This window comes from Pseudomonas sp. A214 (assembly GCF_900156295.1).
Lineage (GTDB): Bacteria > Pseudomonadota > Gammaproteobacteria > Pseudomonadales > Pseudomonadaceae > Aquipseudomonas > Aquipseudomonas rhizophila.
The window spans coordinates 5,631,481-5,645,965 of sequence record NZ_LT707062.1 but is presented as its reverse complement, the minus strand read 5'-3'; the positions used below and the strand labels follow the sequence as shown (position 1 = coordinate 5,645,965).

The following is a 14,485-nucleotide window of genomic DNA, read 5'->3' as shown; positions in this document are numbered from 1 at the left end:
CCATAGAACTTTTGCATCGACTGCCACATTGATGCCTGGCTTGAGCTGTTTGAACAGCTGAGCGAATCACCAAACTCCTTCCTCACCGCCATACAGCCGCAACGTCGCCCTCGGCTATACTCCCCAGCATTTCAAAATGCCCGAGGTTGTACTGTGAAGAACTGGACGTTGCGCCAACGCATCCTGGCGAGTTTTGCGGTGATCATCGCCATCATGCTGCTGATGGTGGTCGTCACGTATTCGCGGTTATTGAGGATCGAGGCCAGCGAAGAAAAAGTACGCGTCTACGCGGTGCCGGGGGTGTATTACAGTTCCATGATTCGCGGTGGCTGGGTCGACAGCTACGTCAAGACCCAGCAGATCGTCGGCCTCTCGGGCCAGCGGGAAATCACTGCCGAGGACAAGGCCCTCTACCAGGGCTACGAGCAGCATCTGCGCGAGGAAATCCAGCACTATCAAAAGCTGATCCAGGACCCTGCCGACCAAGTCTCCTTCGACGAATTCGAGGTCAATCATCAGGACTTCAACAAGGCCCTGGCGAAGGTTCTGGACCTGTATGAACGCAAGGATTTCGAAGGGGCACAGCTGGCGCTGGAGAAAGAGCTGACGCCGGCATGGCTCGACGGTCGCGGGCATTTGAACCAGATCATCGAACGCAACCGGGAGCTGGCGGAAAAAGCCGCCCTGACCATCAGTCAGTCGGTAACCGCCGCTGAAGTTGCCATGGGGCTGTCGTTTCTCGTGGCGGTGCTCATTGCCATGCTTTGTGGCCTGTTGTTGATGCGCGCGATCATGGCGCCGATGAACCGCATTGTGGAAATCCTCGGCATCATGCGCAGCGGCGACCTGAGCGGGCGCCTGAACCTTGCGCGTAAAGACGAGTTCGGTGCGGTGGAAACCGGCTTCAACGACATGATGGCCGAGCTGACATCGCTGGTGTCCCAGGCCCAGCGCTCTTCGGTGCAGGTCACCACCTCGGTCACCGAGATCGCCGCCACCTCCCGCGAGCAACAGGCCACGGCCACCGAAACCGCCGCTACCACTACGGAGATCGGCGCGACCTCTCGGGAAATTGCCGCCACGTCCCGGGATCTGGTGCGCACCATGACCGAAGTTTCCAGCGCCGCCGACCAGGCCTCGGTGGCGGCCGGTTCCGGCCAGCAAGGCCTGGCACGCATGGAAGAAACCATGCACTCGGTGATGGGCGCGGCGGATCTGGTGAACGCGAAGCTGGCGATCCTCAACGAGAAGGCCGGCAACATCAACCAGGTGGTGGTGACCATCGTCAAGGTGGCCGACCAGACCAACCTGTTGTCCCTCAATGCCGCCATCGAGGCCGAGAAGGCGGGAGAGTATGGCCGCGGTTTTGCCGTGGTCGCCACTGAGGTTCGGCGCCTGGCGGATCAGACAGCCGTGGCGACCTACGACATCGAGCAGATGGTGCGCGAGATCCAGTCCGCCGTATCCGCTGGAGTGATGGGCATGGACAAGTTTTCCGAAGAAGTGCGCCGTGGCATGGCCGAGGTGCAGCAGGTCGGCGAGCAACTGTCGCAGATCATCCATCAGGTACAGGCGCTGGCGCCGCGGGTGTTGATGGTCAATGAAGGTATGCAGGCCCAGGCCACCGGCGCCGAGCAGATCAACCATGCCCTGGTGCAATTGGGCGATGCCAGCAGTCAGACGGTGGAGTCCCTGCGCCAGGCCAGTTCTGCCATCGATGAACTGAGCCAGGTGGCCGTGGGGCTGCGCAGTGGCGTCTCGCGTTTCAAAGTCTGATGAGCGAGTTCGAGGCCAGACGTGGCGCCGTGTCGGCGGCCCGTCAGTCGTTGTTCCTGGTGTTTTGCATCGGCAACGAACGCTACGCCCTGCAAGCCATCGATGTGGTGGAAGTGCTGCCGCGCTTGCCCCTCAAACCGATTGCCCAGGCACCGTCCTGGGTGGCGGGGGTGTTTGCCTGGCGCGGCGCGGTGGTGCCCGTGATCGATCTGTGCACGCTGACCTTCGGTCAGAGCGCCCAGACGCGTACCAGTACGAGACTGGTGCTGGTGCATTACCGACCCGACGCGCAGCAGGCGGGGCAGGTTCTGGGGCTGATTCTGGAACAGGCCACCGACACCTTGCGTTGCGATCCGGCGGATTTCCGACCTTATGGCTTGGATAACCCACAGGCGCCGTACCTGGGCCCGGTGCGCGAAGACGCGCAAGGCCTGTTGCAATGGGTGCGGGTCAATGACCTGCTCGACGAGTCGGTCCGTGCCGTGCTGTTTCCCACGCCGCCCTTGAACTTCGATGACCTCGAGGGACGGGCATGAACAGCGACCAGCGGTTTTTCGATTTTCTCAAGGTGCGCATCGGCCTGGATGTCACCTCCGTCGGCACCGCCATCATCGAGCGGGCCGTGCGCCAGCGCATCATTGCCGTGCCTGGGCGTACGGCAGATGAGTACTGGCAATGCCTGCAACATTCTGCCCAGGAGCAACAGGCGCTGATCGAAGCGGTGATTGTCCCGGAGACCTGGTTCTTCCGTTATCCCGAGTCCTTCGCCACCCTCGCCAGGCTGGCCATCAAGCGTCTGGCCGAGATCAAGCACCTGCGTGCGCTGCGCATCCTCAGCTTGCCCTGCTCCACTGGCGAAGAGCCTTACTCCATTGCCATGGCGTTGCTCGACGCGGGCCTGGGACCGCATCAGTTCAAGGTGGACGCGCTGGACGTCAGTCCGCTGTCGATAGAACGTGCCAGGCAAGCGCTTTACGGCAGGAACTCGTTCCGTGGCGCCGACCTCGGCTTTCGCGAGCGATATTTCAGCGCCGAGGCAGAGGGGTATCGCCTCAGCGAGCGGGTGAGTGAACAGGTGCGTCTGCAAGTGGGCAACCTGCTGGATCCGACCTTGCTGGTGAACGAGGCCCCTTACGATTTTGTGTTCTGCCGCAATCTGCTGATCTATTTCGACCAGCCGACCCAGCAGCAGGTGTTCGAGGTGCTCAAGCGCCTGACCCGCCAGGACGGCGTGCTGTTTATCGGCCCCGCCGAGGGCAGTTTGCTGGGGCGGTTGGGCATGCGTTCAATCGGGATTGCCCAGTCGTTTGCTTTCAGTCGCCAAGGTGCCCCGCAGCCACAGCCGCTGCCCGCCTTGATGTCGACGCCATTGCCGGCCCCGCTGCCGCTTGGCCAGGTCGCGCCTCGAGTCATTCCACCGGTGGTCCGGCCCCGGCCGTTCGCAGCCAGCGTGACCCCGATCACTGAGCCGAAAAACAGCGACGCCACTACCTTACTGGCCAATATCGCGGCGCTGGCCAATGCTGGCAAAAGCGCCGAAGCCCGTGCGACCTGCCAGCAGTACCTGCGCAATCATGCGCCGGCGGCCCAAGTGTTCTACTGGCTGGGGCTGCTCAGTGACATGGCCGGTAGCGCGCTTGAGGCCCAGGGTTTTTATCGCAAGGCGCTCTATCTTGAACCGCAACACGCCGAGGCCCTGGTGCATCTCGCGGCGTTGCTGGCTTCCCAGGGAGACGCGGCCGGTGCCCGTCGATTGCAGGACCGCGCCGCTCGCAGCGGGCGCATGGCTGACAGTGAGCGTAAACAATGAGTGGTTCGGCTAATGACAACCTGACCCATGACGATGCCCAGGCCATCGACGATTGCTGGAATCGCATCGGGGTGCATGGCGATAAATCCTGTCCGTTGCTGGCCGAGCATATTCACTGCCGCAACTGCGCGGTGTATTCGGCGGCTGCCACCCGTTTGCTCGATCGCTACACCTTGCAGCACGACGACCGGGATCTGGCCCACGCGCCGCTGGACACCGATATCGTCACACGATCGCTGTTGATGTTCCGACTGGGCGAAGAGTGGCTGGGCCTGACTACCCGCAGTCTGGTGGAAGTGGCGCCGTTGCAGCCGATTCACTCGCTGCCCCACCAGCGCTCGCGGGCCTTGTTGGGCGTGGCGAATGTGCGCGGGGCCTTGGTGGCCTGCCTGTCGCTGGTGGAACTGTTGGACCTGGAACCCGGCGGGGCAGTGGTGGCCGGCGCGCGGGTCATGCCGCGCATGTTGATCGTCGCGGCCCAGGGCGGCCCGGTGGTGGTGCCGGTGGACGAGGTGGACGGCATTCACGCCATCGATGAACGCGTCCTGGGCGCGGCCTCGCAATCGGCGGCCAAGTACACCCGTGGCGTATTGAAGTTCAAGGGCCGCAGCTTGCGCTGGCTGGACGAAGAACAGTTGTTGTCCGCCATGACCCGGAGCCTGTCATGACCCCTGATCAAATGCGTGACGCCTCGTTGCTGGAGTTGTTCAGCCTGGAAGCCGAAGCCCAGACTCAGGTGCTCAGCGCCGGCCTGCTGGCCCTGGAACGCGACCCGACCCAGGCCGATTATCTTGAATCGTGCATGCGCGCGGCCCATTCCCTCAAGGGCGCGGCGCGGATCGTTGGAGTGAACGCCGGGGTCAGCGTGGCCCATGTCATGGAGGATTGCCTGGTCAGCGCCCAGGAGCGCCGTCTGGTCCTGCGCGCCGAGCACATCGACGCCTTGCTGCAAGGCACCGACCTGTTGACGCGAATTGCCACGCCAGGCAACAGCATCGGAGCCCAGGACGTCGATGCGTATGTGGCGTTGATGGGGCAACTGCTCGATCCTGCCGCTGCGCACACGCCTGCCGGGTCGCCGCGAATCGAGATGCAAGCGGAGGCTTTTCGCGTTGAGCCGGCCGAGGCAGAACCGCTCGCGGCAACGGAACCGCTGCCCAAGGGTAAGCGGGTCACCGAAGGGGGCGAGCGGGTCTTGCGGGTCACCGCCGAGCGCCTCAATAGCCTGTTGGACCTGTCCAGTAAATCCTTGGTGGAAACCCAGCGCCTCAAGCCCTGGCTGGCGACGATGCAACGGCTCAAGCGCCAGCAGAGCAACGGCTTGCGGGCCTTGGAAGAGCTGAATGTGCACCTCAAGGAACACGCGTTGAGCTTGCAGGCCGAGGAAGCGCTCAACGACGCCCGCCGCTTGCTGGCCGAAACCCAGCAATTGCTGGCGCAGAAAACCGCGGAGATGGACGAGTTCGCCTGGCAGGCCGGTCAGCGAGCACAGGTGTTGTACGACACGGCGCTGGCCTGTCGCATGCGACCGTTTGCCGATGTGCTCTCCGGCCAGGCCCGGATGGTCCGTGACCTTGGGCGCAGCCTGGGCAAGCAGGTGCGCCTGGAAATTGAGGGCGATAAAACCCAGGTCGACCGCGACGTGCTGGAAAGACTCGAAGCGCCGCTGACCCATCTGCTGCGCAACGCCGTGGACCATGGCATCGAATCTCCGGAGCAACGGGTGCTGGTCGGCAAGCCCGCCGAAGGCCTGATCCGCTTGCGCGCCTCCCATCAGGCTGGCCTGCTGGTGCTGGAACTGGCGGACGACGGCGCCGGTGTGGACCTGGAACGGGTGCGGCGCAGCGTCGTCGAACGAGGGCTTTCCCCTGAGCAGACCGCAGCCAATTTGAGCGAAGAGGAACTGCTGACGTTCCTGTTCCTGCCCGGCTTCAGCCTGCGCGACACCGTCACTGAAGTGTCCGGGCGCGGCGTCGGCCTGGACGCCGTTCAGCATATGGTCCGGCAGTTGCGCGGCGCGGTGGTGCTGGAGCAGACAGCGGGCGAGGGCAGCCGCTTCCATCTTGAGGTGCCGCTGACGCTCTCAGTGGTGCGCAGCCTGGTGGTGGAAGTCGGCGGTGAAGCCTACGCCTTTCCCCTGGCTCACATCGAGCGCATGTGCGATCTCGCTCCTGAGGACATTGTGCAGGTCGAAGGGCGCCAGCACTTCTGGCACGAAGGGCGGCATGTCGGGCTGGTCGCCGCCAGTCAGTTGCTCAATCGTCCGGCATCGCAGAGCAGCGGCCAGGCGCTCAAGGTCGTGGTGATCCGTGAGCGCGAGGCCATCTACGGCGTGGCGGTCGAACGGTTCATCGGCGAGCGCACGCTGGTGGTCCTGCCCCTGGACGAACGCCTGGGCAAGATCCAGGACATCTCCGCCGGGGCCTTGCTGGACGATGGTTCGGTGGTGCTGATCGTCGATGTCGAAGACCTGCTGCGCTCGGTGGACAAGTTGCTCGACACCGGGCGCCTGGAACGCATCGCTCGCCAGAACCAGACGCAGACACCGCGCAAGCGGATCCTGGTGGTGGACGACTCCCTGACCGTGCGCGAGCTGCAACGCAAGCTGTTGCTCAATCGTGGTTATGACGTGGCGGTGGCCGTGGACGGCATGGACGGCTGGAACGCGCTGCGAGCGGAGGATTTCGACCTGCTGATCACCGACATCGACATGCCGCGCATGGACGGCATCGAGTTGGTGTCGCTGTTGCGGCGCGATAACCGTCTGCAGTCGCTGCCGGTGATGGTGGTGTCTTACAAGGATCGTGAAGAAGATCGTCGCCGTGGCCTGGATGCCGGCGCTGACTATTATCTAGCCAAGGCCAGTTTCCATGACGACGCCTTGCTCGATGCCGTCGTCGAATTGATCGGAGGAGCACGCGCTTGAAGATCGCCATCGTCAATGACATGCCCCTGGCGGTCGAAGCCCTGCGCCGTGCCCTGGCTTTCGAGCCGGCGCACCAATTGGTCTGGGTGGCCGCCAACGGTGCCGAGGCGGTTCAGCGTTGCGCCGAATACACCCCGGACCTGATTCTGATGGACCTGCTCATGCCCATCATGGATGGCGTGGAGGCGACCCGGCGGATCATGGCCGAAACCCCGTGCGCCATTGTGATTGTCACCGGTGACAGCCAGCAGAACGTTCACCGGGTGTTCGAAGCCATGGGGTATGGCGCGCTGGATGTGGTTGATACCCCTACCTTGGGGGTGGGCAACCCCGCGGATGCGGCGGCACCGCTGCTGCGCAAGATCACCAACATCGGCTGGCTGATCGGTGAGCGCAATCACCGTGAGCGCGCTGCACCGGCTGCGCAGCGGATGTCGGTGTCACGCAATAGCCTGGTTGCCATCGGGTCGTCGGCGGGTGGGCCGGCCGCGCTGGAGATCCTGCTCAAGGGCCTGCCCCGACATTTCGCCCCGGCCATTGTGCTGGTCCAGCATGTGGACGAGGTGTTTGCTGCGGGCATGGCCCAATGGCTGAGCAGTGCGTCAGGCCACCAGGTGCGCCTGGCCCGGCACGGCGAGCCGCCGCAAAGCGGTACGGTGCTGCTGGCCGGCACCAACCACCATCTGCGCCTATTGAAAAATGGCACCCTGGCCTACACCGCCGAGCCGGTCAACGAGATCTACCGGCCGTCCATCGACGTCTTTTTCGAGAGCGTCGCCCACTTCTGGAGCGGTGACGCGGTGGGCGTTTTGCTCACTGGCATGGGCCGCGACGGTGCCCAAGGGCTTAAACTCATGCGCCAGCAGGGCTATCTGACCATCGCCCAGGACCAGCAGAGCAGCGCGGTGTACGGCATGCCCAAAGCGGCCGCGGCCATCGACGCGGCTGCGCAGATTCTTGCGCTGGACCATATAGCGCCACGGTTAGTGGAGATTTTTACCCAATGAAGAACCCCGGCAGCCTTGTCCACCAGCCGTATTCAGGTGAGTTCCCATGAGTGATTTACAGCTCGACGATTTCAAGCGTGACGAGAACGCGGCCATGGTCTTGCTCGTCGACGACCAGGCGATGATCGGCGAGGCGGTGCGGCGCGGGCTGGCCAATGAAGAGAACATCGACGTTCACTTCTGCGCCGACCCACACCAGGCCATCGCCCATGCGGTCCGCATCAAGCCAACGGTGATCCTCCAGGACCTGGTGATGCCCGGTCTTGATGGCTTGAGCCTGGTGCGCGAATACCGTAACCATCCGGCGACCCGGGATATTCCGATCATTGTCCTGTCCACCAAGGAGGACCCGCTGGTCAAAAGCGCGGCGTTCGCCGCCGGGGCCAACGATTACCTGGTCAAGTTGCCGGACAACATCGAACTGGTGGCGCGCATTCGCTACCACTCGCGGTCCTACATGATGCTGCTGCAACGCGATGCGGCCTATCGCGCCCTGCGGGTCAGCCAGCAGCAACTGCTCGACACCAATCTGGTGCTGCAACGGCTGATGAATTCCGACGGTCTGACCGGGCTGTCCAACCGCCGGCACTTCGATGAATACCTGGAGCTGGAGTGGAGAAGGGCGCTGCGGGACCAGTCCCAGCTCTCGCTGTTGATGATCGACGTGGATTACTTCAAGTCCTTCAACGACAATTTCGGCCACCTGGAGGGGGACGAAGCCCTGCGCAAGGTCGCCACGGCGATCCGTGATGCGTGCAGTCGTCCGTCCGACCTGCCGGCCCGTTACGGCGGCGAGGAGTTCGCCCTGGTACTGCCCGGCACCTCGGCTGGCGGCGCGCGGTTGATGGCCGAAAAGCTGCGCCAGAGCGTCGTTGCCCTGAACATCCCCCACATCACGCCTCATGAGGGGGCGAACCTGACTGTCAGCGTTGGCGTCTCGACCTTCACGCCACAGCAAGGTGGCGATTGCCGCCAGCTGATTTCGGCGGCGGACAAAGGGCTGTACACGGCCAAGCACAATGGGCGTAATCGGGTGGGTATCGAGTAGTGCGTCCGGCCGGCTGGAGAGTTCTTGTGGCGAGGGAGCTTGCTCCCGCTGGGGCGCGTAGCGGCCCCGAAACCAGATAGCTCGGTGAGTCAGGTTGACTGAGCTGTGTTTTTTAGGGCTGCTGCGCAGCCCAGCGGGAGCAAGCTCCCTCGCCACAAGAATTGGTGTCCCTAAAGCCGCCAGGCGGGCTGCCGCTGGCGCTTGATTACGTTATACTCGCCGGCTTTCAAAAGTTCGCCAACGAGTGCTGCCCGCCATGGAAATCAACCCGATCCTGAACACCATCAAGGACCTGTCCGAGCGCTCCGAAACTATTCGGGGGTATCTTTGACTACGATCAAAAGCATGAGCGTCTGACCGAAGTCAATCGCGAGCTTGAAGATCCGAATGTCTGGAACAACCCGTCGTACGCCCAGGAACTGGGCCGCGAGCGCGCTGCGCTGGCGCAGATCGTCGAGACCCTGGATGAAATGTCCAGCGGCCTGGCCGACTGCCGCGACCTGTTGGACATGGCTGTCGAAGAAAACGATGAAGGTGCCGTCGGCGATGTCGTCGCCGAGCTGACACGCCTCGAGGAGGCGTTGGCCAAGCTGGAATTCCGGCGCATGTTCAGTGGCGAGATGGATGCCAACAACGCCTACCTGGACATCCAGGCCGGTTCCGGCGGCACCGAAGCCCAGGACTGGGCCAACATCCTGCTGCGCATGTACCTGCGCTGGGCCGACAAACGCGGCTTCGACGCGACCATCATGGAGCTGTCGGCCGGTGAGGTCGCCGGAATCAAGGGTGCCACCGTGCACATCAAGGGCGAATACGCCTTTGGCTGGCTGCGCACCGAGATCGGCGTGCATCGCCTGGTGCGCAAAAGCCCGTTTGACTCCGGTAACCGTCGTCACACGTCGTTCTCGGCGGTGTTCGTTTCGCCGGAAATCGATGACAACATCGAAATCGACATCAACCCGTCGGACCTGCGCATTGACACCTACCGTTCCTCCGGGGCCGGTGGCCAGCACGTTAACACCACCGACTCGGCCGTACGGATTACCCACGTACCGACCAACACCGTGGTCAGTTGCCAGAACGAACGCTCCCAGCACGCGAACAAAGACACCGCGATGAAAATGCTGCGGGCCCGTTTGTACGAGCAGGAAGTGCAGAAGCGCAACGCGGCGTCCCAGGCCCTGGAAGACACCAAGTCGGACATCGGCTGGGGTCACCAGATCCGTTCGTATGTACTTGACGCCTCGCGCATCAAGGACCTGCGCACCAGCATCGAACGCAGCGACTGTGACAAGGTGCTCGATGGCGACATCGACGAATACCTGATCGCCAGCCTCAAACAAGGGCTGTAACGCGACACCCATGCGGCGGGCAGGCGCGCTTCCACCCAGGAGCGAGGCCTGGCCGCAAACTCCGGCCCGGGGCCGGGGGCAACGAACCTGTGATGGAATCTTTAAAGACATGAGCGACCTAGAACTCGACCCGCAAGCCCTGCAACAGGAAGAAAACTCCCTGATCGCCCTGCGCAAGGAAAAGCTTGCTGCCGAGCGCGCCAAGGGCCAGGCCTTCCCCAACGACTTCCGCCGCGACGCCTACTGCGACGTCTTGCAGAAGCAGTATGCGGACAAGACCAAGGAAGAGCTGGCCGAGGCGGCGATTCCAGTCAAGGTGGCCGGTCGTATCATGCTCAACCGTGGTTCGTTCATGGTGATCCAGGACATGACCGGGCGCATCCAGGTCTACGTCAACCGCAAGACCCTGCCGGAAGAAACCCTGGCCGCCGTCAAGACCTGGGACCTGGGCGACATCATTGCCGCCGAAGGCACCCTGGCCCGTTCCGGCAAGGGCGACCTGTACGTCGAAATGACCAGCGTGCGCCTGCTGACCAAGTCCCTGCGCCCACTGCCGGACAAGCACCACGGCCTGACCGACACCGAGCAACGCTATCGTCAGCGTTACGTCGACCTGATCGTCAACGAAGACGTGCGCCAGACCTTCCGCGTGCGCTCGCAGGTCATCGCCCACATCCGCAGCTTCCTGATGAAGCGTGACTTCCTTGAAGTCGAAACGCCGATGCTGCAGACCATCCCCGGCGGTGCGGCGGCCAAGCCGTTCGAAACCCACCACAACGCCCTGGACATGGAAATGTTCCTGCGTATCGCGCCAGAGCTGTACCTCAAGCGCCTGGTGGTGGGTGGCTTCGAGAAAGTCTTCGAGATCAACCGCAACTTCCGTAACGAAGGCGTTTCGACCCGGCACAACCCCGAGTTCACCATGCTCGAGTTCTACCAGGCCTACGCCGACTACGAAGACAACATGGACCTGACCGAGGAGCTGTTCCGCGAACTGGCGCAGCTGGTGCTCGGGACCACCGACGTGCCGTACGGCGACAAGGTGTTCCATTTCGGCGAACCGTTCGTGCGCCTGTCGGTGTTCGACTCGATCCTCAAGTACAACCCGGACATCACCGCGGCCGACCTGCAGGACATCGAAAAGGCCCGCGCCATCGCCAAGAAGGCCGGCGCCAAGGTGCTCGGCTTCGAGGGTCTGGGCAAGCTGCAAGTGATGATTTTCGAAGAGTTGGTCGAGCACAAGCTGGAGCAGCCGCATTTCATCACCCAGTACCCGTTCGAAGTGTCGCCGCTGGCCCGTCGCAATGACGAGAACCCAAGCGTGACCGACCGTTTCGAGCTGTTCATCGGTGGTCGCGAAATCGCCAACGCCTACTCCGAGCTCAACGACGCAGAAGATCAGGCAGAGCGTTTCATGGCCCAGGTGGCCGACAAGGACGCCGGCGACGACGAGGCCATGCACTACGATGCCGACTTCGTTCGCGCCCTTGAGTACGGCATGCCGCCGACGGCCGGCGAAGGCATCGGCATCGATCGCCTGGTGATGTTGCTGACCAACTCACCGTCGATCCGGGATGTCATTCTTTTCCCGCACATGCGGCCCCAAGCGTAAGTGTTTCAATTAAAAAGCCGCCTCGAACAGGCGGCTTTTTATTGCCTGTCTGGTACAAACGTATCAATTGGTTAATTTTGAAATAGCGAGGAAAGACCTGTCGTGAATCGTGTAATGGCTCCAGAAGGTGCGGCGGGCGTCGCCACTGCTGTCGCTGAAAGTGTTCAGTACCAGGGTCGCAAGGCCAGCCGGCAGGGCAGTGAACAGCGTCGCCAGGAGATTCTCGATGCGGCCATGCGCATTGTGGTGCGTGATGGTGTGCGGGCGGTACGCCACCGCGCCGTGGCCGCCGAAGCGGGTGTGCCGCTGTCGGCCACGACTTATTATTTCAAGGACATCGATGACCTGTTGACCGATACCTTCGCCCAGTACGTGGAGCGCAGCGCGGCGTTCATGGCCAAGTTGTGGACCAACAATGAAGGCCTGCTGCGGGAGATGGTTGCCTACGGAGACGGCAGCGCCGAATCCCGCTCGCAGCTGGCGGACGACATCGCCCGGATGACCGCCGACTACGTGCAGCATCAATTGCACAGCCGGCGCGAATACCTGATGGCGGAACAGGCTTTTCGTCAGGAAGCGCTGCTCAACCCGCGCCTGGCGGAGCTGGTGCGCTCTCACCAGCAGATCCTGTTGCACGGCACTTGTCAGTTTTTCCAGGTTTTGGGCTCGCGTGAACCCCAGCAGGATGCCAAAGTGTTGACGGCGATTATCGGACGGATGGAATATCAAGGCTTGCTCAATGGCGCCGAGCCGGTAGCGGCAGAAGAAATGCTCGGCATCCTGACCCGCTACATGCATCTGGTATTGGCGTCGGTTTAGTTTTTCAGGAGCACCACATGTGGCGAGGGAGCTTGCTCCCGCTGGGCTGCGTAGCGGCCCCTTTTGTGAGCGCTGCGCACTCAAGCGGGAGCAAGCTCCCTCGCCACAAAGGCTCCTCACAAAGACTAGGCGCCGTATGCCATAGGGAGTTCAAATGAAAGCCTGGCGTGCCGTTGTAATGGCCGTGTCGTTGCTGCTGCTCAGTGGCTGCCTGGTGTCCTTCAAGGCGCCGTTGCCCGACAGCGAAGCCGCGCCCCAAGGGCTGGTCGGCCACTGGACCAGTACCAACGCCTGGGGCGAGCCGCTCAATCTGGAGTTGGTCGAAGTGGGCCCGCGCCGTTATCAAGCCGTCACCTACTTCAGGGCCAGGCCTCTGGAGCGCGAAGCCATCCCGGTGACCGTCTCCCGTCACGGCAGCCGCTGGTATCTGTCGGCCAAGGTGCCGGCCCGCTTTGGAGGGCATTTCGTGATCGCCGGTTTTGAACTGACCGACAAGCAGGAACTGGTGATCTACAACCTGGATATGGATCAGATCAACCAGGCCATCAGCCAGAAGATCCTCAGTGGCCAGCCGAACCAGAGCGAAGAAGGTGACGGCGTGCTGGTGGACAGCGACATGGGGACGGTTTTCCGTTACCTCGACGACCCGGCCAACTCCGATGTGTTCTCGGAGGCCGTGCGCTACCAGCGGCTGGTCAAATCCCAATAATTGCAACAAGCGGACGTTTTTTCACAGGAGTTCCGGGTGGACGATTACCAGCAGACGATACGCACCTTGTCCGATCGCATTGTGCTGGCGCAAACGCCGATTCGCATTCTCGACGCAGTAAAGTGGGACGAAAGCATCCGCAAGGGTTTCCTCAAGGCCAAGGGCAAGGAAATGCCCGCCGTGGACCGCGACTATTACCTCAACCGGCCCCTGTCGTTCGATTCCAGCAAAGTGAAGCTGGAATTCCAGAACATCGAACGCGACATCACCCGTCAACTCGGGCAGTTCAACCCGGTCGGCCAGATCATGCGTCGCATGTGCAAGGAATACCGCATGGTGGTGCGCATGCTCGAAGCACGCGGCACCGAGGATTTCGGGCTGATCTCCCAGGAGTTGTATGGCGCCGCCTCCGATGCGTTCCACGCCGGCGACCCGACCCTGGCTGACCTGGGCTTGATGCTGTCCGATTACCTGAACAACATTGATGGCCGTGGCGACCTGAAGGACGAGCCGAAGATTCTGACCGCCCAGGACGCTGTCAGCCTGCTGCAGCATCGGCTCAACCGGGTTTTTGGTGAGGCCGAGGAAACCATCCGGGTGTTCGAGTCCGACGGGATCGTGGCCGATGCGGCGGCTGGCGCCGATTACATCAAGATTCGCACCGATGCGATGTTCAACGACCGTGACGTTCGGGCCCTGGAAGTCCATGAAGGTCTGGTGCACGTCGGCACCACCCTCAATGGCCTGAATCAGCCGATCTGCACCTTCCTGTCCAAGGGGCCACCCTCGTCCACGGTGACCCAGGAAGGCCTGGCGATTCTGATGGAGATCATCACCTTCGCCTCTTACCCAAGTCGCCTGCGCAAGCTGACCAATCGCACCCGGGCCATTCACATGGTGGAGGAGGGGGCGGACTTTCTGCAGATATACGAGTTCTTCCGTGAGCAGGGCTTTGAGATGGGCGAAAGCTACGGCAACGCCAGCCGGGTTTTCCGTGGTTCGGTGCCGACGGGTCTGCCATTCACCAAAGACTTGTCCTACCTCAAGGGCTTCATCATGGTTTACAACTACATTCAGCTGGCCGTACGCAAAGGCAAGCTGGAGCAGGTGCCGCTGTTGTTCTGCGGTAAAACCACCCTTGAAGACATGCGCACGATGCGCCAACTCGTGGACGAAGGCCTGGTCGTGCCGCCCAAATACCTGCCGGAACAGTTCCGCGACATGAACGCGCTGTCGGCCTGGATGTGTTTCTCCAACTTCCTCAACCACCTGAGCCTGGACCGGATCGAAGCGGATTATTCCAATATCCTCTGAATACAATGTGGTTGAAAATGTGGGAGCGAGCCTGCTCGCGATTGCGATGTTCCAGTCAACATTGATGTTGACCGTTCTACCGCAATCGCGAGCAGGCTCGCTCCCACAGGGG

The 14,485-nt window shown here is 62.3% G+C and carries 12 protein-coding genes; all 12 read left to right on the top strand.

What is annotated here, in order from left to right; genetic code table 11:
• Positions 1 to 153: 153 nt before the first annotated feature.
• The 12 genes from BW979_RS25265 (at position 154) to BW979_RS25215 (ending at position 14,373) form a co-directional block, all read left to right on the top strand.
• A complete protein-coding gene (locus BW979_RS25265) occupies positions 154 to 1,776 on the top strand; it encodes a methyl-accepting chemotaxis protein (RefSeq protein ID WP_076386211.1) in 1,623 nt (540 codons plus the stop codon).
• Positions 1,776 to 2,312: a chemotaxis protein CheW gene (locus tag BW979_RS25260; protein WP_076386210.1), complete on the top strand. Its 537-nt coding sequence runs from the start codon at positions 1,776 to 1,778 to the stop codon at positions 2,310 to 2,312. The genes BW979_RS25265 and BW979_RS25260 overlap by 1 nt, the downstream gene beginning before the upstream one ends.
• A complete protein-coding gene (locus tag BW979_RS25255; protein WP_076386209.1) occupies positions 2,309 to 3,586 on the top strand; it encodes a CheR family methyltransferase in 1,278 nt (425 codons plus the stop codon). The genes BW979_RS25260 and BW979_RS25255 overlap by 4 nt, the downstream gene beginning before the upstream one ends.
• The gene (locus BW979_RS25250; protein WP_047227521.1) at positions 3,583 to 4,254 is read left to right on the top strand and encodes a chemotaxis protein CheW; all 672 of its coding nucleotides are present in this window, start codon (positions 3,583 to 3,585) and stop codon (positions 4,252 to 4,254) included. Before BW979_RS25255 ends, BW979_RS25250 begins: the two co-directional genes overlap by 4 nt.
• The gene (locus BW979_RS25245) at positions 4,251 to 6,512 is read left to right on the top strand and encodes a hybrid sensor histidine kinase/response regulator (protein ID WP_076386208.1); all 2,262 of its coding nucleotides are present in this window, start codon (positions 4,251 to 4,253) and stop codon (positions 6,510 to 6,512) included. The genes BW979_RS25250 and BW979_RS25245 overlap by 4 nt, the downstream gene beginning before the upstream one ends.
• On the top strand, positions 6,509 to 7,519 hold the full coding sequence (locus BW979_RS25240; RefSeq protein WP_076386207.1) for a chemotaxis response regulator protein-glutamate methylesterase: 1,011 nt from the start codon (positions 6,509 to 6,511) through the stop codon (positions 7,517 to 7,519). The genes BW979_RS25245 and BW979_RS25240 overlap by 4 nt, the downstream gene beginning before the upstream one ends.
• Positions 7,520 to 7,565: 46 nt before the next feature.
• A complete protein-coding gene (locus BW979_RS25235) occupies positions 7,566 to 8,567 on the top strand; it encodes a diguanylate cyclase (RefSeq protein WP_076386206.1) in 1,002 nt (333 codons plus the stop codon).
• Between the two features lie 256 nt (positions 8,568 to 8,823).
• Positions 8,824 to 9,919 (top strand): peptide chain release factor 2 gene (gene prfB, locus BW979_RS27520; protein ID WP_107321555.1). Its coding sequence is split into 2 segments (ribosomal slippage): positions 8,824 to 8,895 and positions 8,897 to 9,919, totalling 1,095 coding nucleotides; the frame shifts between segments, so codons are not numbered across the junction.
• Between the two features lie 109 nt (positions 9,920 to 10,028).
• Positions 10,029 to 11,531, top strand: a complete 1,503-nt coding sequence (lysS, locus tag BW979_RS25230) for a lysine--tRNA ligase (RefSeq protein WP_047227526.1) — start codon at positions 10,029 to 10,031, stop codon at positions 11,529 to 11,531.
• A gap of 102 nt (positions 11,532 to 11,633) precedes the next feature.
• Positions 11,634 to 12,350 carry a TetR/AcrR family transcriptional regulator gene (locus tag BW979_RS25225; protein WP_047227527.1) on the top strand — a complete coding sequence of 239 codons (717 nt, stop codon included), beginning with the start codon at positions 11,634 to 11,636 and terminating at the stop codon, positions 12,348 to 12,350.
• Positions 12,351 to 12,504: 154 nt separating this feature from the next.
• Positions 12,505 to 13,059 carry a hypothetical protein gene (locus BW979_RS25220; protein ID WP_076386205.1) on the top strand — a complete coding sequence of 185 codons (555 nt, stop codon included), beginning with the start codon at positions 12,505 to 12,507 and terminating at the stop codon, positions 13,057 to 13,059.
• Positions 13,060 to 13,095: 36 nt separating this feature from the next.
• Complete coding sequence (locus BW979_RS25215) at positions 13,096 to 14,373, top strand: flavohemoglobin expression-modulating QEGLA motif protein (RefSeq protein WP_047227529.1); 1,278 nt, start codon at positions 13,096 to 13,098, stop codon at positions 14,371 to 14,373.
• Positions 14,374 to 14,485: the final 112 nt, after the last annotated feature.